Here is an 18,656-nt window from a genome sequence, read left to right on the forward strand (position 1 = left end):
GAAGCGGCGGCGCATGGAACGCGGGCGGATCGCTGGCGATCGGTCGCGTCCTGCGAAGCTTCCCTACGCCGGTCTTAACCGGATCAGGTTCGAAGGGTCTGTCTCAACCGCCGCCCACCGGGCCGGCGATACCCCCGCTTCGGGCGCTATTACACCATATCGGCGGCGCGGGAGCGCTTCAGGCGGAGCTTGCTATGATGCGTGCCCGCCGGGGTACCGCCCGTCCGCATTTTTCCGCCCGACGATTCGCGCCCTGCCCGGCCCCTCCCGTTCAGACAAGGAGGCCTGCGTGGTTTTCCGTATCTCCATCCTGCTGGTGGCCCTCCTGGTCGCCGCCGCCGGTCTTGCGCCCGGTCCTTTCAACGCCTGGATCCAGCAGCAGCTGGCCGGGATCATTTCCAGCGCCGGTTGGCTGTACCTGCTGATCGTGTTCGCCGCGCTGGTCTTCCTGCTGTATCTGGCGGTGGGGCGCTTCGCCAACCTGCGCATCGGTGGCGAGGATGCCGAGCCGGAATTCTCCAATGCCAGCTGGCTGGCGATGCTGTTCGCCACCGGCATGGGCATCGGCCTGGTGTTCTGGGGCGCCGCCGAGCCGGTGTCGCACTACTTCAAGCCGCCGGAAGGGCTGGTGCCGGGCAGCCTGGATGCCGCGCGCGCATCGATGCGCTACGTGTTCTTCCACTGGGGCCTGCACCCCTGGGCGATCTACGCGCTGATCGGACTGGCGATGGCCTGGTTCCAGTTCAATCGTGGCGGGCGCGGCCTGATCAGCGATCTGCTGCAACCGGTCATCGGCCATCATCATCGCGGCTGGATCGGCCATGCGGTGAACATCGCCGCGGTGGTGGCCACCGCAGTCGGCGTGGCCACCACGCTGGGATTCGGCACCATCCAGATCGCCGCCGGCGTGGCGCGGGTCACCGGCATTCCCGATTCCATCGGCACCGAGCTGGCGATCATCGGCGTGGCGTTCGTGCTGTACATGGCTTCCACCATCAGCGGCGTGGATCGCGGCATCAAATGGTTGTCGAACTTCAATCTCGGATTGGCCGCGCTGTTGCTGGCGATGGTGCTGGTCCTGGGTCCCACCGGTTTCATCTTCGACACCTTCACCACCACGCTGGGCACCTATCTCAACCAGTTGGTCAACATGAGCCTGCGGATGTCGCCGTTCTCCGGCAGCACGTGGGTAGCCGACTGGACGATCTTCTATTGGGCCTGGTGGATCGCGTGGGCACCGTTCGTCGGATCGTTCATCGCCCGCATCTCGTGCGGCCGGACCATCCGCGAGTTCGTGTTCGGCGTGGTGGTCATCCCCAGCCTGCTGGGCTTCGTGTGGTTCTCGGTGTTCGGCGGAACGGCGTTGTGGATGCAGATTCTCGGCGGCGTGGACATGGGCGTGCCGCTGGCACGCGGCTATGAGACCGTGCTGTTCACCCTGTTCGATCATCTGCCGCTGTCGACGCTGCTGGCCGGCATCGCGGTGCTGCTGTTGATGATCTTCTTCGTGACCTCGGCCGATTCGGCGGTATTGGTACTGGCGAGCATGTCCACCGACACAGCCGGCGATCCGCCGCTGCGCCGACGCCTGGTCTGGGGCGTGGGCGTGGCGCTGGTCGCGGCGACCCTGCTGCTGGCAGGCGGCCTGGATGCCCTGCAAGGCGTCATCACCATCACCGCGCTTCCATTCGCGCTGCTGCTGTTGCTGGTGATGCTGGGCCTGTACCGCGCGCTGAACCAGGAATATCGGCTCGGGCGCCGGCGCGAGCAGCGCGCGCGCCGGCTGATCATGGACTGGATCGCGCGCGAGGACGCCGCGCAGTCGGAGGAACGCTGACGGCCTCGCCGTCAGTCGATCCGGCCGGCCAGTTCCGCCAGCATCGCCTCGTCGGCGGGCACCAGCCGCACCGCGTCGCCGAACTCCGGCCAGCCGGCGCGCAGTCCCGCCATCACCGCGGGATCCTGCTGGTCGGCAACCAGCAGTTCACCGCCGATCGCGGCGCAATCCCGATCGGCTGCCGGCCGGCACAGCAGCGGCCCGGGCGGAATGACCGGCGAGCGCCAGAGTTCATGCAGGTCCGGCTGCGGTTCCGCGTCGTAGACATCGGCCGCCAGTGCGGCCACGTCGGCGCGGCCGTCCTTCAGCCAGGCCAGCGACGCGGCATGCGAACCGGCGTAGTCGACCCGCGCGAATGCGGCTTCAGGATTCGCGATGCCCATTTCCGCCAGTCCGCCACGCGGCACGAATCCGCCCGACGCCGAATCGCGGCCGACCAGCGCCAGCCTCAGCGTGGCCGCCCCGGCGGCGAGCGCGATGCCTGACAACGGCCGTTTCGCGACGATCACCGCGCGGTAGCGCTGCGCCTGCGCGGCGGGCACGTCCGGCACCGGCAACGTGGCCACGCTGCCCGGCGGCAATCGCAGCGCCTGCAGGTAACCGTGCAGGTTGGGCACCGCGACATCGACTTCTCCCGCCGCCATGCCCGCGATCAACGCGCTGGGCGACGGCAGCACGCGCACTTCGACGGGGCGCCGCAGCCGGCGGCCGAGATAGTCGGCCAGCGGCCGGATCGCCGCCGCCCGATCCCGCTGCGGATAGGCGTAGGTGGCCACCACCAGTGGCTCGGGATCCGCTGCCAGGGCGGGCGCAACCAGTGACACGAGCGCGATACCGCCCGCGAGAAACGCGCCCAAACGCAACCGGCGCAGCCTCATGCGTTGTCCAGCAATGCCTTGTCGCGCACCGCGCCCTTGTCGGCGCTGGTGGCGAGGAGCGCGTATGCCTTGAGCGCGGTGGTCACCCGGCGCGCGCGCGGCTGCGCGGGTTTCCATCCGCGCGCATCCTGTTCGGCGCGGCGCGCGGCCAGTTCCGCCTCGTCCACCAGCAGGTTGATGCCGCGGGCGGGAATGTCGATGCGGATGCGATCGCCGTCGCGGACCAGGCCGATCGCGCCGCCCGCCGCCGCTTCCGGCGAGGCATGGCCAATCGACAATCCGGAGGTGCCGCCCGAGAAGCGCCCATCGGTCAGCAGCGCGCACTGCTTGCCCAGGCCCTTGGATTTCAGATAGCTGGTCGGATACAGCATTTCCTGCATGCCCGGCCCGCCCTTCGGTCCCTCGTAGCGGATTACGACCACGTCGCCGGCCTTCACCTCGTCGCCCAGGATGCCCTTCACCGCCGCGTCCTGGCTTTCGTAGACGCGTGCGTTGCCTTCGAAGACGTGGATGGATTCGTCGACACCGGCGGTCTTCACCACGCAGCCATCGCGGGCGATGTTGCCGTACAGCACCGCCAAGCCGCCTTCCCGCGAGAAGGCATGCTCGATATCGCGGATGCAACCCTCGGCGCGATCGGTATCCAGCGACGGCCAGCGGGTGTCCTGGCTGAAGGCGACCTGGGTCGGAATGCCCGCCGGCCCGGCCTTGTAGAAGGTATGGACCTTCTCGTCCTCCACCACGCCCACGTCCCATTGCGCGATCGCGTCGCCCAGCGTCTTCGCGTGCACGGTCGCCACCTGCGTGTGCAGCAGCCCGCCGCGCGCCAGTTCCCCCAGGATCGCCATGATGCCGCCGGCGCGGTGCACATCCTCGATGTGGTACTTCTGGGTATTGGGCGCGACCTTGCACAACTGCGGCACGCGTCGCGACAGCCGGTCGATGTCGCGCATGTCGAACGCCACCTCGCCCTCCTGCGCGGCCGCCAGCAGGTGCAGGATGGTGTTGGTCGAACCACCCATAGCGATGTCCAGGGTCATCGCGTTCTCGAAGGCCTCGAAGGTGGCGATGCCGCGCGGCAATGCGGTCGGATCCTCCGCGCCGTACCAGCGATGGCACAGCTCGACGGCCAGGCGGCCGGCGCGCAGGAACAACTGCTCGCGGTCGGCATGGGTGGCGACCACCGTGCCGTTGCCCGGCAACGACAGGCCCAATGCCTCGGTCAGGCAGTTCATCGAGTTGGCGGTGAACATGCCCGAGCAGGAACCGCAGGTCGGGCACGCGCTGCGCTCGACCGCCGCCACCGCTTCATCGCTGGCGTTCGGATCCGCCGCCATCACCATCGCGTCGATCAGATCCAGCTTGTGATCGGCCAGCCGCGTCTTGCCCGCCTCCATCGGACCACCGGAAACGAACACGGTCGGGATGTTCAGCCGCAGCGCGGCCATCAGCATGCCCGGAGTGATCTTGTCGCAGTTGGAAATGCACACCAGCGCGTCGGCGCAGTGCGCGTTGACCATGTACTCCACCGAGTCGGCGATGACTTCGCGGCTGGGCAGCGAATACAGCATGCCGTCATGGCCCATCGCGATGCCGTCGTCGACCGCGATGGTGTCGAATTCCTTGGCGACACCGCCGACGCGTTCGATCTCGCGGGCGACCAGTTGGCCGAGATCCTTCAGGTGGACGTGTCCCGGCACGAACTGGGTGAAGGAGTTGGCGATGGCGATGATCGGCTTCTGGAAGTCGCCGTCCTTCATGCCGGTGGCGCGCCAGAGCGCACGGGCACCGGCCATGTTGCGCCCATGGGTGGAGGTCTTGGATCGGTATTCAGGCATGGTCTGCGGGGGAGTCGTATTGCGCGGAAGGCGGCGATTCTGCGGGCTTTTCATGGTTGCAGTTGCAACCATCGCCACGCAAACCGGCCTCTCATCGGGACATTACCGAAAATTTCCCCGGCGCGCTTGACAAGGCTCGAACGGGCATGTTTCCCTTGGCCTCATGTTGCATCGCCACACGCCCCTGACCCACGACCTGCGGACCGCGCCCAGCGCGGCCTCCATTCTCGTCGTCGTCCTTATTACCTCGCCAACAGGTGCGGGACGAACGGGCGTGTAAGCAGAAAACAACGCCAGATTCGCAAAACCCCGCACTGAGAAGTGCGGGGTTTTTTATTGCCGCCGATTTTTTCCGACCCACCCGCCCTTCCCAACTCAGGAATTCCGCAAATGACCACCGCCGCCTCCTCCGCCCCGCAACCCAAGATCGCCGTCGTCGGCTACGGCAGCCAGGGCCGCGCGCACGCGCTGAACCTGCGCGAATCCGGTTTCGACGTCACCGTGGGCCTGCGCCCGGGCGGTCCCACCGAGGCCAAGGCCCAGGCCGACGGTTTCCTGGTCAAGTCGCCGGCCGAAGCCGTGAAGGATGCCGACCTGGTCGCCGTGCTGACCCCGGACATGGTCCAGAAACAGCTCTACAACGACGTGCTGGCACCGAACATGAAGCAAGGCGCCTGCCTGCTGTTCGCCCACGGCCTCAACGTCCACTACGGCCTGATCGGCCCGCGCGAGGATCTGGACGTGGTGCTGGTCGCGCCCAAGGGCCCGGGCGCGCTGGTCCGCCGCGAGTACGAAATCGGCCGCGGCGTGCCCTGCATCTATGCGGTCTACCAGGACAAGAGCGGCCAGGCCGAGGCGCTGGCGCTGGCCTATGCCGCCGGCCTGGGCGGCGCCCGCGCCAACATCATCAAGACCAGCTTCAAGGAAGAGACCGAAACCGATCTGTTCGGCGAGCAGGCCGTCCTGTGCGGCGGTGCTTCCTCGCTGGTGCAGGCTGGCTTCGAGACCCTGGTGGAAGCCGGTTACCAGCCGGAAATCGCCTATTACGAAGTCCTGCACGAGCTGAAGCTGATCGTCGACCTGTTCTACGAGGGCGGCATCACCCGCATGCTGGAATTCGTGTCCGAGACCGCCCAGTACGGCGACTACGTCAGCGGCCCGCGCGTGATCGACGCCGGCACCAAGGCACGCATGAAGGAAGTCCTGAAGGACATCCAGGACGGCACCTTCACCAAGAACTGGATCGCCGAGTACGAAGCCGGCCTGCCGAACTACAAGAAGTACAAGCAGGCCGATCTGGAACATCCGATCGAAGTCGTCGGCAAGCAATTGCGCGCCAAGATGGTGTGGCTGCAGGCCAACGCCTCCCAACCCGATACAGAACAGGCCGCCGCCGCATGAACGCCGACGCTGCCGCTGCTTCCCGCAATGGCGCCCGCTGGTTGACCCAGGCCCTGGAAGCCGAAGGCGTGGATACGCTGTTCGGCTATCCGGGCGGCACCATCATGCCGTTCTACGACGCGCTGGTGGATTCGTCGCTGAAGCACATCCTGGTGCGCCATGAGCAGGGCGCGGCGCTGGCCGCCAACGGCTATGCCCGCGCCAGCGGCAAGGTCGGCGTATGCGTGGCCACGTCAGGCCCCGGTGCGTCCAACCTGGTCACCGGCATCGCCGACGCGATGCTGGATTCGGTGCCGATGGTCTGCCTGACCGGACAGGTCGCCACGCCGCTGATGGGTACGGACGCGTTCCAGGAACTGGACGTGTTCGGCCTGACCATGCCGATCGTCAAGCACAGCTTCCTGGCGCGGCGCGTCGAGGATCTGCCGGAGATGGTGCGCGAAGCGTTCCGCATCGCGCGCGAAGGCCGTCCGGGACCGGTGCTGATCGATCTGCCCAAGGACGTGCAGATGGCCGATGCCTCGCATCTGCCGGACCACGTGCCGGCCGCGGTCGATCCGGTGCCGGCGCCGGAGGACGCGCGGCTGGCCGAGGCGCTGGCGGCGATCGCCGGCGCCGAGAAGCCGGTGATCTACGGCGGCGGCGGCATCGCCCTGGCGGACGCCGTGGATGCGTTCCGCCAGTTCGTCGAGGCCACCCGCATCCCGACCGTGCTGACCCTGCGCGCATTGGGCGCACTGCCCGGCAACCACCCGCAGTTCCTGGGCATGTTGGGCATGCACGGGACCCGCGCCGCCAACATGGCGGTGCAGGAAGCGGATCTGCTGGTGGTCGTCGGCGCGCGCTTCGACGATCGCGCCACCGGCAAGCTGGCCGAGTTCGCGCCGTTCGCGCGGGTCGTGCACCTGGATGCCGACGCCTACGAGATCTCCAAGCTGCGCGGCGCCGACATCGCGATTCCGGGCGACGTCGCCGCCGGCCTGCGGACCCTGAGCGCGGCGCGCAGCACCTGCGAGGAATGGCGCAAGCGCTGCGCCGGCAACCGCGAACGGCACGGCTTCCGCTACGACGCGCCAGGCAGCGACATCTATGCGCCGGGCCTGCTAAAGCGGCTGACCGAAGTGGCGCCCGCCGACACGATCGTCGCCTGCGATGTTGGCCAGCACCAGATGTGGGTGGCCCAGCACTGCAAGTTCGGGCATCCCCGCAACCACCTGACCAGCGGCGCGCTGGGCACGATGGGTTTCGGCCTGCCGGCGGCGATGGGCGCGCAGTTCGCCTGCCCGGATCGCACGGTGGTGCTGGTCAGCGGCGACGGCAGCTTCATGATGAACGTGCAGGAGCTGGCCACCATCGCCCGCTGCAGACTGCCGGTGAAGATCGTGCTGCTGGACAACAGCGCGCTGGGCATGGTCCGGCAATGGCAGGAACTTTTCTTCGCCGAGCGCTACAGCGAAATCGATCTGTCCGACAACCCGGACTTCGCCGCGCTGGCGCAGGTGTTCGGCATTCCCGCCCGCCGCATCGAATTGCGCAACCAGGTCGATGACGCGCTGGCCGAACTGCTGGCCCAGCCCGGTCCCGCGCTGCTGCACGTCGCCATCGACATCAAGGCCAACGTATGGCCGCTGGTGCCGCCCAACCATGCCAACAGCTCGATGCTGGACGGCAATCCCGCCAAGCAGAGCCCGGAGCCCTCCTCCCATGCGATACCGGCTTGACCTGGTGCTGAAACCCGCCGAGGGCGCGCTGACGCGCGTGATCGGCATGGCCGAGCGGCGCGGCTTCGCGCCGCGCGCCATCAGCGGCGAACCCGCGCCCTCCGACGGGCGCTGGCGCGTGCAGCTGGTGGTCGACGGCCAGCGCCCGCCCGAAACCCTGCGCCTGCAGATGCAGAAGATCTACGACTGCGAATCGGTCGAGATCACCGCCGTCGATTCCGGGGAGGCCGCGTGATGAACACGTTGTCCGTCCACGCCGTCGGCACCCACGTCCGGAGGCGTCTTCTTCAACATCAGCCGTTCGCGTGCCGCGATGCCTGATGCCGGCCGCGCCGCCAGCAGCGAAGACCCGGACGTCGGCGACGTCCGGGTCAGCGTGGCCGACGTGCTGGCCGCGCAGGCGCGCCTGCGCCGCTATCTGCCGCCGACGCCGTTGCACCATGCCGAACGCTTCGGCGTGATGCTGAAACTGGAGAACCTGCAGCGCACCGGTTCCTACAAGGTGCGCGGCGCATTGAACGCGCTGCTGGCCGCGCGCGAACGCGGCGACAGCCGCCCGGTCATCTGCGCTTCGGCGGGCAACCACGCCCAGGGCGTGGCCTGGGCCGCCTACCGGCTGGGCGTGCAGGCCATCACGGTGATGCCGCACGGCGCGCCGGAAACCAAGATCGCCGGTGTCGCCCACTGGGGCGCGACCGTGCGCCAGCATGGCGCCAGCTACGACGAAGCCTTCGCCTTCGCCCGTGACCTCGCCGAACAGAACGGCTACCGCTTCCTGTCCGCGTTCGACGACCCGGACGTGATCGCCGGCCAGGGCACGGTAGGAATCGAAATCGCCCCACACGCGCCGGACGTGGTCATCGTGCCGATCGGCGGCGGCGGCCTGGCGTCCGGTGTCGCGCTGGCGCTGAAATCGCAGGGCGTGCGCGTGATCGGGGCGCAGGTGGAAGGCGTGGATTCGATGGCCCGCGCCATCCGCGGCGACACCGCCGCGCGCGATCCCGCCGCTTCGCTGGCCGATGGCGTGCGGGTCAAGATTCCCGGCTTCATCACCCGCCGCCTGTGCGCCAACCTGCTGGACGACGTGGTCATCGTGCGCGAGGCCGAACTGCGCGAGACGCTGGTACGGCTGGCGCTGGAGGAACACGTCATCGCCGAAGGTGCCGGCGCGCTGGCGCTGGCCGCCGGCCGGCGCGTGGCCGGCAAGCGCAAGTGCGCGGTGGTGTCCGGCGGGAACATCGATGCCACCGTCCTGGCCCGACTGCTCTCCGAAGTCCGTCCGCGCCCGCCGCGCAAACCGCGCCGGCGCAACCGCGAAGGCGAGCCTTCGCTTGCCGGCACGACGCCGCGCAATCCGACCATCCCCCGTTCCACCGCAGTGCCGCCCGCATCCCGTCCGCGCCGCACTGCCGCCGTCGCAGAGGAATCCAGCTGGTGAACACGAACATTTCCGAATCCAAGCCGTCCGACCACGTCCGCATCTTCGATACCACCCTGCGCGACGGCGAGCAGTCGCCCGGCTGCAGCATGACCCCGCAGCAGAAGCTGGTGATGGCGCGCGGGCTGGCCGACCTGGGCGTGGACATCATCGAGACCGGCTTCCCCGCCAGCTCGCAGTCGGACCGCGAGGCGCACGCGCTGATCGCGCGTGAATTGCGCGGGACCACCCTGGCGGTGCTGTCGCGCTGCCTGGCGGGTGACATCGAGACCTCGCTGCGCACGGTCACCGCCGCCGCCCGGCCACGCCTGCACTTGTTCCTGTCGACCAGTCCGCTGCATCGCGAGCACAAGCTGCGGATGAGCCGCGAGCAGGTGCTGGAGTCGGTCCACAAGCACGTCGGCATGGCGCGCGCGCATATCGACGACGTCGAGTTCTCCGCCGAGGACGCCACCCGCACCGAGGAGGATTTCCTGCACGAGGTGGTCGCCGCCGCGATCGCGGCCGGCGCCCGCACCATCAACCTGCCCGATACCGTCGGCTTCACCACGCCGGAGGAAATCCGCGGCATGTTCCAGCGCGTAATCGCGCAGGTGCCGGGCGCGGACAAGGTGGTGTTCAGCACCCACTGCCACAACGACCTGGGCCTGGCCGTGGCCAACTCGCTGGCCGCCATCGAGGGCGGCGCGCGCCAGGTGGAGGGTTCCATCAACGGCATCGGCGAGCGCGCCGGCAACTGCGCCATCGAGGAAATCGTGATGGCGCTGAAGGTCCGCAACGCGTTCTACAACCTGGACACCGGGGTGGACACCCGCCGCATCGTGCCGACCTCGCAGCTGCTGTCGCGGCTGGTCGGCATGCCGGTCCAGCGCAACAAGGCGATCGTCGGCGCCAACGCCTTCGCCCACGAATCCGGCATCCACCAGCACGGCATGCTGCGCCATCGCGGCACCTACGAAATCATGCAGCCGCAGGACGTGGGCTGGCCCTCTTCGCAGATGGTGCTGGGCCGCCACAGCGGCCGCGCAGCGGTCGAACAGCGCCTGCGCGCACTGGGCTACTGGCTGGACGAGGACGAGCTGAAGCTGGTGTTCGAGCAGTTCAAGGCGTTGTGCGAGAAGCAGCGCGTGGTTGGCGACGCCGACCTGCAGGCGCTGATGCAGGATGCGTCCGTCAGCGACGGTTACCGCCTGTCCTCGATGACCATCAGCGACGTCGGCAGCCGCGCCAACGCCCTGGTCGAACTGTCGGATCCGGACGGCAACCGGGTCGCCGAAACGGCGCAGGGCAATGGTCCGGTGGACGCACTGTTCGGCGCGCTGTCAGCCGCCACCGGCGTGCAGCTGCAACTGGAGAGCTACCAGGTTCACAGCGTCGGCATCGGCGCCGACGCGCGCGGCGAGGCCAGCCTGTCGGTGCGCTGCGAAGGCGAGGAATACGAAGGCACCGGCACCAGCAAGGACATCATCGAGGCATCGGCGCTGGCGTGGCTGGACGTGGCCAACCGCCTGCTGCGCCATCGCCGCGTTGCCAGCCAGGAAGTAGCGGCCGCGTGAGGCCGATCGCGACATGAATTCTCCCGACTCCCCGACCATGACCACCCAAACACCCCGTACCCTGTTCGACAAACTCTGGGACGCGCATGTCGTCAGTCCCGAAAGCGACGCCGCGCCCGCGGTGCTTTACATCGACCTGCACCTGATTCATGAAGTGACCTCGCCGCAGGCGTTCACCGAACTGAAGTCGCGCGGCCTGAAGCCGCGCCGCCCGGACCGCACCAAGGCGACGATGGATCACTCCACGCCCACCCTGCCCGCCGGGTCGGACGGCAAGCTGCCCTACTACACGGCCGCCGCCGAATCGCAGGTCCAGACCCTGGCGCGCAACTGTGCCGAACACGGCATCGAACTGTTCGACATGGGTTCCGACCAGCGTGGCATCGTCCACGTCATCGCGCCCGAACTGGGCTTCACCCAGCCCGGCATGACCATCGTCTGCGGCGACAGCCACACCTCCACCCACGGCGCGTTCGGCGCGCTGGCGTTCGGCATCGGCACCAGCGAGGTCGGCCACGTGCTGGCGACCCAGTGCCTGCTGCAGCGCAAGCCGAAGTCCATGGCGATCACGGTGGAGGGCGAACTGGCGCCGGGCGTCGGCGCCAAGGACGTCATCCTGCACATCATCGGCGTGATTGGCGTCAACGGCGGCACCGGCCACGTCATCGAGTATCGCGGTTCCACCATCCGCGCTATGGACATGGAGCAGCGCATGACCCTGTGCAACATGTCGATCGAAGCCGGTGCGCGCGCCGGCATGGTCGCCCCGGACGAGACCACCTTCGCCTGGCTGGCGCAGGCGCCGCGCGCGCCCAAGGGCGCCGACTTCGAGCAGGCCAGGCGCGAGTGGTCGGCGCTGCGCAGCGATGAGGGTGCCCGCCACGACGTGGAAGTGCGCATCGACGCCGCGGATATTCGCCCGACCCTGACCTGGGGCACCCATCCGGGCACCGCCATCGGCGTGGATGTCCCGATTCCCGCCGCCAACGACGCCGCCGCGCGCAAGGCACTGGACTACATGGCGCTGGAGGCGGGCCACGCGCTGGCCGGCACCGCGGTGGACGTGGTGTTCGTCGGCTCCTGCACCAATGGCCGCCTGAGCGACATGCGCGAAGTCGCTTCCGTACTGCGCGGCCGCCAGATCGATGCGCGCGTGCGCATGCTGGTGGTGCCGGGCTCGGAGCAGGTCAAGCGCCAGGCCGAGGCCGAGGGCATCGACGCCATCGTGCGTGCCGCCGGTGCGGAATGGCGCGAACCGGGCTGCTCGATGTGCATCGCCATGAACGGTGATCTGGTCGCCCCCGGCCAATTGGCCGTCAGCACCAGCAACCGCAATTTCGAGGGACGCCAGGGCCCCGGCTCGCGCACCCTGCTGGCCTCGCCGCTGACGGCGGCGTGGGCGGCGGTGAACGGAAGGGTCAGCGATCCCCGCGAACTGTTCGGTGCGCGCAAGGAGGTGGCGTGATGAGCGGTTTCCGTGAACTGCGTTCGCAGAGCGTCGTGCTGCGCCAGACCAACATCGACACCGACCAGATCATCCCGGCCCGGTTCCTGTCCACCACCGAACGCGCCGGTCTGGGCCGCAATGCGTTCAACGACTGGCGCTGGCAGGCCGACGGCACGCCCAATCCGGAATTCCCGTTCAACCAGCCGGAAAACGCCGGCCGCGCCGTACTGCTGGCCGGCCGGAACTTCGGCTGCGGCTCCTCGCGCGAACACGCGCCGTGGGCGCTGACCGACCTGGGCCTGCGCGCGATCGTCAGCAGCGAGATCGCCGACATCTTCCGCAACAACAGCCTGAAGAACGGCCTGTTGCCGGTGGTGCTGGCCGAGGACGACGTGCAGGCGCTGATGGAACGCCCCGATGACGAACTGGTCATCGACGTGGCCGAGCGCGAGCTGCGCACGCCCGACGGCCGCATCTACCCCTTCCCGCTGGATGCCTTCGCCCAGACCTGCCTGCTCGAGGGCGTCGACGAAATGGGCTATCTGCTGGCCCGCCAGGCCGATATCGAACACTACGAGGAAACCCGCCATGCGCGCTGAAATCGCCGTCCTGCCCGGCGACGGCATCGGTCCGGAAGTCACCGCCGCCGCCGTCTCCGTCCTGCGTACCGTGGCCCGTCGCCACGGCCACGACTTCACCTTCACCGAACACGACATCGGCGGCATCGCCATCGATCGTCATGGCGATCCGCTGCCGGCCGCCACGCTGCGCGCCTGCCAGCAGGCCGACGCGGTGCTGCTGGGCGCGGTGGGCGGACCGAAATGGTCCGACCCGAACGCGAGGATCCGTCCCGAGCAGGGCCTGCTGGCGCTGCGCCGTGGACTGGGCCTGTTCGCCAACCTGCGACCGGTCCGCCCGCACCCGGCCGCGCTGAACGCCTCGCCGATCAAGCCGCACCTGCTGACCGGCGTGGATATCATGGTGGTGCGCGAACTGACCGGCGGCATCTACTTCGGCGACAAGACCCGCGACGAACGCGGCGCCAGCGATCTGTGCAGCTACAGCGTCACCGAGATCGAGCGGGTGGTGCGCAGCGCGTTCCGCCTGGCGCGCCAGCGTCGCGGCTACCTGGTGTCGGTGGACAAGGCCAACGTACTGGAGACCTCGCGCCTGTGGCGCGACGTTACCGCGCGCATCGGCCGCGAGGAATTCGCCGACGTGAAACTGGAGCATGTGCTGGTCGATGCCATGGCCATGCATCTGCTGTCGCGGCCGCGCGAGTACGACGTGATCGTCACCGAGAACATGTTCGGCGACATCCTGACCGACGAAGCCTCGATGCTGGCCGGATCGCTGGGTCTGTTGCCGTCGGCCTCGCTGGGCGACGGCCGGGTCGGCCTGTACGAGCCCATCCACGGTTCCGCGCCGGACATCGCCGGCAAGGGCATCGCCAACCCGTACGCCACCATCCTGAGCTGCGCGATGCTGCTGCGCCACTCGCTGGGCCTGGACGAAGAGGCAGATTGCATCGAGCGCGCGGTCGACGGCGCCCTGAACGCGCAGGTGTTCACCAATGATCTGGCCGCGGGTGGTCGCGGTGTCTCCACCCAGGCCGCCGCCCAGGCGGTGGTCGAACAGTTGAACGAGCACTGCTACGTCGCCGAACTCAGGGACTGAGTCTGCTCTCTCTGACAGGCGGGCTTCGGCCCGCCTTTTTTTTGTCTGTCTTGCCAGCCGTCCCCCAGCTGCTTGTGGTTGAGGCCTGATCCGGCCATAGTCCGCCTCGCCATGCAGAGGACGCGGACATGACGCCCGGCACGAAGCATCGATTGAAACTGGTGGTCTCCGCCTCGCTGATCACGCTTTGGGGCGTCGGCTCGCTGGCGGGATGGCCGGTGCTGGAAGGCTTCCTTCCGCTGGCCCTGGTCTTCCTGCTCAACTCGCCCGCGGAAACGGCCGACTCCAACGAGTCCGGGCTCATGGGCCTCATGCAACCGCGCCTGGTTCCGATCTTCGTCCTGCTGTTTTTCGGCGTGTTCTACTTCGTGGCGAAGCATGGGTTCCCAAAGAGCGGGCTCGAAGATGTCTGGCGGGGCTGGTTCGTGATTCCCGTGTGGATGGCGTTGCTGGCACAACTGGTTCTACAGTCCGATCCGAAACCGGCCGGCGAAGCCCTGGTTCGCGACGAAGGTTCTCCGTCGGACGCCTGATTGGCATCCGTTCCCACCTGTCTCCCACACGCATCACCCGCGTGTCCTTGCCCCTACAATACCGGCATGAAGACCATCGGAATGCTGGGTGGCATGAGCTGGGAATCCACCGTGCCCTATTACCGCCTGATCAACCAGCGCGTGCAGGAACGCCTGGGCGGGCTGCATTCGGCGCGCCTCCTGCTCTACAGCATGGATTTCCATGACGTCGAACAGCTCCAGCACGCCGGCGAATGGGAGCGCGCGGGAACGCTGCTGGCGGACGGCGCACGGCGCCTGCAATCGGCCGGCGCCGACTTCATCGTGATCTGCACCAACACGATGCACAAGGTAGCGCCCGCGGTGGAAGCCGCGATCGCGCTGCCGTTGCTTCATATCGCCGATCCGACCGCGAGCGCCGTCGCCGCGGCGGGAGTCCGGCGGGTCGGCCTGCTGGGCACGCGCTTCACCATGGAAGAGGAGTTCTATCGCGTGCGCCTGCAGCGGCGGCACGGTCTGGAAGTGCTTGTCCCCGGGGGCGAAGACCGCCTCGAGGTCCACCGCATCATCTACGAGGAGCTTTGCCGGGGCATCGTCGACGATCGCTCGCGGCACCTCTATCGGGACATCATTGGCCGTCTGGTCGCACGCGGCGCGGAAGCGGTGATCCTGGGATGCACCGAGATATCGCTGCTGGTGAGCGCGGAGGACTCTTCCGTCCCGCTGTTCGATACCACCGCGCTGCATGCCCGTGCCGCGGCCGACCACGCACTCGGCGCCTGAGTCCGGCACGCATGCGCAAGCTGCTTTTCATCTGCAGCCAGAACCGTCTGCGCAGTCCGACGGCCGAGCAGATCTTTGCGGACTGGCCCGGCGTGGAGACCGCGTCGGCCGGCCTGAACAATGATGCGGAAAATCCGCTCACGCCGGAGTTGTTGACGTGGGCGGATCTGGTATTCGTCATGGAACGCGCGCACCGCAACAAGCTGTCGTCGCGCTTCCGTGCCCACCTGGGCCGGCAGCGAATCGTCTGCCTCGATATCCCTGACGAGTACGACTACATGGACCCGGAGTTGATCACGCTGCTGCGCGCCAAGGTACCGCGGTATCTTCGCTAGGGCGGGCCGAAGCCCACCCGGCGTCAGGCCGCGTCGCCTTCCTCGGGCTTGACCTTGAACCAGGCCGCGTACAGCGCCGGCAGGAACAGCAGGGTCAACAGCGTCGCCACGGTCAGGCCGCCCATGATCGCCACCGCCATCGGCCCGAAGAACGCGCTGCGCGAAAGCGGGATCATCGCCAGCACCGCTGCCAGCGCGGTCAGCACGATGGGCCGGAACCGGCGCACGGTGGCATCGATGATCGCGTGCCAGCGGTCATGGCCCGCGTCGATGTCCTGCTGGATCTGATCCACCAGGATCACCGAATTGCGCATGATCATGCCCGCCAGGGCGATGGTGCCGAGCATGGCGACGAAACCGAACGGCACCCGGAAGATCAGCAGCGCCAGGGTCACGCCGATGAGTCCCAGCGGCGCGGTCATCGCCACCAGCGCCATCCGTGGGAAGCTGCGCAGCTGCAACATCAGCAGGGTCGCCACCACCAGCAGGAACAGCGGCATGCCCGCGTTGATGGAATTCTGCCCGCGCGCCGAATCCTCGACGGTGCCGCCCGTCTCCAGCAGATAGCCTTCCGGCAGCGCCTTGCGGATGTCCTCCAGGGTCGGCTGGATCTGCCCCACCACGGTCGGCGGGGTCAGATCGTCGGTATTGAGATCCGCACGCACGGTCACCGTCGGCAGGCGGTTGCGGTGCCAGATGATGCCGTCCTCGAAGGCGTACTCCAGGTTGGCGATCTGCGACAGCGGCACGCTTCCACCATTGCTGGTCGGCACCGCCAGGCTGCCGACCAGATCCATGCGCGCGCGTTCCTGCTCCGGACCACGCAGCAGGATCTCGACCAGCTCGTTGCCCTCGCGATAGGTGCTCACGTGCAGGCCCGACAGTGAACTGGTCAGGAAGTGCGATACCTGCGCGGTGCTCACGCCGAGCGCGCGGGCGCGATCCTGGTCGATCACCAGGCGCACGATCTTGCTGGGTTCATCCCAGTCGAGATTGACGTTGGCGACATTGGGGTTCGCGCGCACCTTCTCGGCCACCTGGCGTGCCAGCGCCTGCACGCGATCAATATGTTCGCCCGACACGCGGAACTGGATCGGATAGCCCACCGGCGGTCCATTCTCCAGCCGGGTCACCCGGAACTGCAGTTGCGGGAATTTCGGCGCGACTTCCTCAATCAGCCATTTGCGTGTCGATTCGCGCGTCTCGATGTCATCGGCCAGCACCACGAACTGCGAGAAATTGGCCTGTGGCAATTGCTGGTCCAGCGGCAGGTAGAAACGCGGCGAGCCGGTGCCGATGTAGGCCACGTAGTTCTGGATGCCTTCGCGCTTGGCCAGCAGCTTCTCCAGTTGGCGCGCCTGCGCGTCGGTGGACTTGAGCGAGCTGCCTTCGGCCAGCTCCAGATCCACCATCAGTTCCGGACGCACCGAATCGGGGAAGAACTGTTGCGGAATGAAACGAAACATCACGATCGACAGTACGAATGCCAGCACGGTCACGCCAATCACCAGCCAGCGATGGCGCAGGCAGGCATCCAGCAGCTTGCGGAACTTCTGGTAGAACGGCCGCTGGTAGGGGTCGTGATCGTGGGCGTCATGCGGCGCGGGTTCCAGCCAGCCGGCCAGTGCGGGATGGCGATCGGCCAGGCGCGCGCGCAGGCCATGCCAGCGCGCGGCCAGCGAACCCGGTTTGGGCGGGCGCGGCTGGTCCAGATCCGGCAGCATCTTGTCGCCGAGATAGGGAATGAACAGCACCGCCGCGATCCACGACACCACCAGCGCGATCGTCACCACCTGGAACAACGAGCGCGTGTATTCGCCGGTGCTCGACGCGGCGGTCGCAATCGGCAGGAAGCCGGCCGCGGTGACCAGGGTGCCGGTCAGCATCGGGAAGGCGGTCGACTCGTAGGCAAAGCTCGCCGCCTTCAGCCGGTCGTAACCCTGCTCCATCTTGATGGCCATCATCTCCACCGCGATGATCGCGTCGTCCACCAGCAGGCCCAGCGCCAGCACCAGCGCGCCCAGCGAGATCTTGTGCAGGCCAATGCCGAAGTAATGCATCACCGCGAAGGTCATCGCCAGCACCAGCGGGATCGAGACCGCCACCACCAGGCCGGTACGCAGACCCAGCGAGAAGAAGCTCACCACCAGCACGATGATCACCGCCTCGGTCAGCACCCGCACGAACTCGCCGACCGATTCCTCCACCGCATGCGGCTGGTCGGATACCTTGCGCAGCTGCATGCCGACCGGAAGGGTCTTCTGCAGGCGCTGGAATTCGTGTTCCAGGGTATCGCCCAGCTTGAGGATGTCGCCGCCGTCCTTCATCGCGACCGCGATGCCGATGGCGTCCTCGCCCATGAAGCGCATCTTCGGCGCGGATGGATCCGCGAAGCCGCGACGCACTTCGGCGATGTCGCCCAGGCGCACCGTGCGGCCGCCGGCGTGGATCGGGAACTCGCGGATCTCCTCGACCGAACTGAATTCGCCGCTGACGCGCAGTTGCACGCGATCGCTCGGCGTCTCGAAGAAGCCGGCCGGGGTCATCGCGTTCTGCTCGTCCAGCGCCTGCTGCACCGCCGTCAACGGGATGCCCAGCGTCGCCAGCTTGGTGTTGGACAGTTCAATCCAGACCTTCTCGTCCTGCAGTCCGACCAGTTCCACCTTGCCCACGTCGGATACGCGCTGCAGTTCCAGCTGGATGCGGTCGGCGTAGTCCTTCATCACCGCATAGTCGAAACCCGGCCCGGTCAACGCATAGATGTTGCCAAAGGTGTCGCCGAACTCGTCATTGAAGAACGGCCCCACCACGCCTTCGGGCAGGGTGTAGCGGACGTCGCCGACCTTCTTGCGGATCTGGTACCAGAGTTCGGGAATGTCCTTGGACTTGAGCGAATCCCGGGCCATGAAGATGACCTGCGACTCGCCGGCGCGCGAATACGAGCGGATGAACTCGTACTTGCCGGTGGTCATCAGCGCCTTCTCGATGCGCTCGGTGACCTGCTTGGACACTTCGTCCGCGGTCGCGCCGGGCCATACCGTGCGCACGACCATCGCCTTGAAGGTGAACGGCGGATCCTCGGATTGGCCCAGGTGCCGGTATGACCAGGTACCGATCAGCGCAAGCACGATCATCGCGAACAGTACCAGCGAGCGGTTGGTCAGCGCCCACTCGGAAACATTGAAGCGGCGCATGGTCAGCGGCTCCCTTCAATGGATGCGACGCGAAGCGGC

Annotated in this window: 15 protein-coding genes and 1 riboswitch; of the genes, 12 read left to right on the top strand and 3 right to left on the bottom strand. The window is 67.6% G+C overall.

Annotated features, from left to right (window positions below):
- Positions 1–42 precede the first annotated feature (42 nt).
- A riboswitch (TPP riboswitch) is annotated at positions 43–146 on the bottom strand.
- A gap of 143 nt (positions 147–289) precedes the next feature.
- On the top strand, positions 290–1,837 hold the full coding sequence (locus FHW78_RS07565; RefSeq protein ID WP_183639318.1) for a BCCT family transporter: 1,548 nt from the start codon (positions 290–292) through the stop codon (positions 1,835–1,837).
- Between the two features lie 11 nt (positions 1,838–1,848).
- Here the strand turns inward: FHW78_RS07565 and FHW78_RS07570 are convergent, their stop codons facing one another.
- On the bottom strand, positions 1,849–2,661 hold the full coding sequence (locus FHW78_RS07570) for a PhnD/SsuA/transferrin family substrate-binding protein (RefSeq protein ID WP_183639320.1): 813 nt from the start codon (positions 2,659–2,661) through the stop codon (positions 1,849–1,851).
- Between the two features lie 50 nt (positions 2,662–2,711).
- Positions 2,712–4,553, bottom strand: a complete 1,842-nt coding sequence (ilvD, locus tag FHW78_RS07575) for a dihydroxy-acid dehydratase (protein ID WP_183639322.1) — start codon at positions 4,551–4,553, stop codon at positions 2,712–2,714.
- A 390-nt stretch (positions 4,554–4,943) separates the two neighbouring features.
- On the opposite strand from ilvD, the gene ilvC reads away from it, so the two are divergent.
- From ilvC to FHW78_RS07630, 11 genes are all read left to right on the top strand, one after another.
- Positions 4,944–5,954, top strand: coding sequence for a ketol-acid reductoisomerase (gene ilvC / locus FHW78_RS07580; RefSeq protein WP_183639324.1), 1,011 nt, complete (start codon positions 4,944–4,946; stop codon positions 5,952–5,954).
- The gene (gene ilvG, locus FHW78_RS07585; protein ID WP_183639325.1) at positions 5,951–7,675 is read left to right on the top strand and encodes an acetolactate synthase 2 catalytic subunit; all 1,725 of its coding nucleotides are present in this window, start codon (positions 5,951–5,953) and stop codon (positions 7,673–7,675) included. The genes ilvC and ilvG overlap by 4 nt, the downstream gene beginning before the upstream one ends.
- On the top strand, positions 7,659–7,910 hold the full coding sequence (locus tag FHW78_RS07590) for an ACT domain-containing protein (RefSeq protein WP_141455474.1): 252 nt from the start codon (positions 7,659–7,661) through the stop codon (positions 7,908–7,910). Before ilvG ends, FHW78_RS07590 begins: the two co-directional genes overlap by 17 nt.
- 78 nt (positions 7,911–7,988) lie before the next feature.
- A complete protein-coding gene (locus FHW78_RS07595; protein WP_183639326.1) occupies positions 7,989–9,113 on the top strand; it encodes a threonine dehydratase in 1,125 nt (374 codons plus the stop codon).
- The gene (locus FHW78_RS07600; RefSeq protein ID WP_183639327.1) at positions 9,110–10,669 is read left to right on the top strand and encodes a 2-isopropylmalate synthase; all 1,560 of its coding nucleotides are present in this window, start codon (positions 9,110–9,112) and stop codon (positions 10,667–10,669) included. The genes FHW78_RS07595 and FHW78_RS07600 overlap by 4 nt, the downstream gene beginning before the upstream one ends.
- Before the next feature lie 13 nt (positions 10,670–10,682).
- Complete coding sequence (leuC, locus tag FHW78_RS07605; protein WP_255443156.1) at positions 10,683–12,134, top strand: 3-isopropylmalate dehydratase large subunit; 1,452 nt, start codon at positions 10,683–10,685, stop codon at positions 12,132–12,134.
- Positions 12,134–12,715: a 3-isopropylmalate dehydratase small subunit gene (leuD, locus tag FHW78_RS07610; RefSeq protein ID WP_183639328.1), complete on the top strand. Its 582-nt coding sequence runs from the start codon at positions 12,134–12,136 to the stop codon at positions 12,713–12,715. The genes leuC and leuD overlap by 1 nt, the downstream gene beginning before the upstream one ends.
- A complete protein-coding gene (gene leuB / locus FHW78_RS07615) occupies positions 12,705–13,793 on the top strand; it encodes a 3-isopropylmalate dehydrogenase (protein WP_183639329.1) in 1,089 nt (362 codons plus the stop codon). The genes leuD and leuB overlap by 11 nt, the downstream gene beginning before the upstream one ends.
- Before the next feature lie 128 nt (positions 13,794–13,921).
- Complete coding sequence (locus FHW78_RS07620) at positions 13,922–14,326, top strand: hypothetical protein (protein WP_183639330.1); 405 nt, start codon at positions 13,922–13,924, stop codon at positions 14,324–14,326.
- A 66-nt stretch (positions 14,327–14,392) separates the two neighbouring features.
- Complete coding sequence (locus tag FHW78_RS07625; protein ID WP_183639331.1) at positions 14,393–15,088, top strand: aspartate/glutamate racemase family protein; 696 nt, start codon at positions 14,393–14,395, stop codon at positions 15,086–15,088.
- An 11-nt stretch (positions 15,089–15,099) separates the two neighbouring features.
- Entirely contained in the window at positions 15,100–15,423 is a 324-nt protein-coding gene (locus FHW78_RS07630) for a low molecular weight protein tyrosine phosphatase family protein (RefSeq protein ID WP_183639332.1), read from the top strand.
- Positions 15,424–15,446: 23 nt separating this feature from the next.
- On the opposite strand, the gene FHW78_RS07635 is transcribed toward FHW78_RS07630, so the two are convergent.
- A complete protein-coding gene (locus FHW78_RS07635) occupies positions 15,447–18,617 on the bottom strand; it encodes an efflux RND transporter permease subunit (protein ID WP_183639333.1) in 3,171 nt (1,056 codons plus the stop codon).
- Positions 18,618–18,656 lie beyond the last annotated feature (39 nt).

Source organism: Pseudoxanthomonas sp. OG2 (genome assembly GCF_014192765.1).
Classification (GTDB): Bacteria; Pseudomonadota; Gammaproteobacteria; order Xanthomonadales; family Xanthomonadaceae; genus Pseudoxanthomonas_A; species Pseudoxanthomonas_A beigongshangi.

Coding starts and splice junctions, on each gene's coding strand:
- ilvD (WP_183639322.1), bottom strand. CDS start 4,553: ATGCCTGAATACCGATCCAAGACCTCCACCCATGGGCGCAACATGGCC.
- leuB (WP_183639329.1), top strand. CDS start 12,705: ATGCGCGCTGAAATCGCCGTCCTGCCCGGCGACGGCATCGGTCCGGAA.
- FHW78_RS07620 (WP_183639330.1), top strand. CDS start 13,922: ATGACGCCCGGCACGAAGCATCGATTGAAACTGGTGGTCTCCGCCTCG.
- FHW78_RS07590 (WP_141455474.1), top strand. CDS start 7,659: ATGCGATACCGGCTTGACCTGGTGCTGAAACCCGCCGAGGGCGCGCTG.
- FHW78_RS07635 (WP_183639333.1), bottom strand. CDS start 18,617: ATGCGCCGCTTCAATGTTTCCGAGTGGGCGCTGACCAACCGCTCGCTG.
- ilvC (WP_183639324.1), top strand. CDS start 4,944: ATGACCACCGCCGCCTCCTCCGCCCCGCAACCCAAGATCGCCGTCGTC.
- FHW78_RS07595 (WP_183639326.1), top strand. CDS start 7,989: ATGCCTGATGCCGGCCGCGCCGCCAGCAGCGAAGACCCGGACGTCGGC.
- ilvG (WP_183639325.1), top strand. CDS start 5,951: ATGAACGCCGACGCTGCCGCTGCTTCCCGCAATGGCGCCCGCTGGTTG.
- leuC (WP_255443156.1), top strand. CDS start 10,683: ATGAATTCTCCCGACTCCCCGACCATGACCACCCAAACACCCCGTACC.
- leuD (WP_183639328.1), top strand. CDS start 12,134: ATGAGCGGTTTCCGTGAACTGCGTTCGCAGAGCGTCGTGCTGCGCCAG.
- FHW78_RS07630 (WP_183639332.1), top strand. CDS start 15,100: ATGCGCAAGCTGCTTTTCATCTGCAGCCAGAACCGTCTGCGCAGTCCG.
- FHW78_RS07625 (WP_183639331.1), top strand. CDS start 14,393: ATGAAGACCATCGGAATGCTGGGTGGCATGAGCTGGGAATCCACCGTG.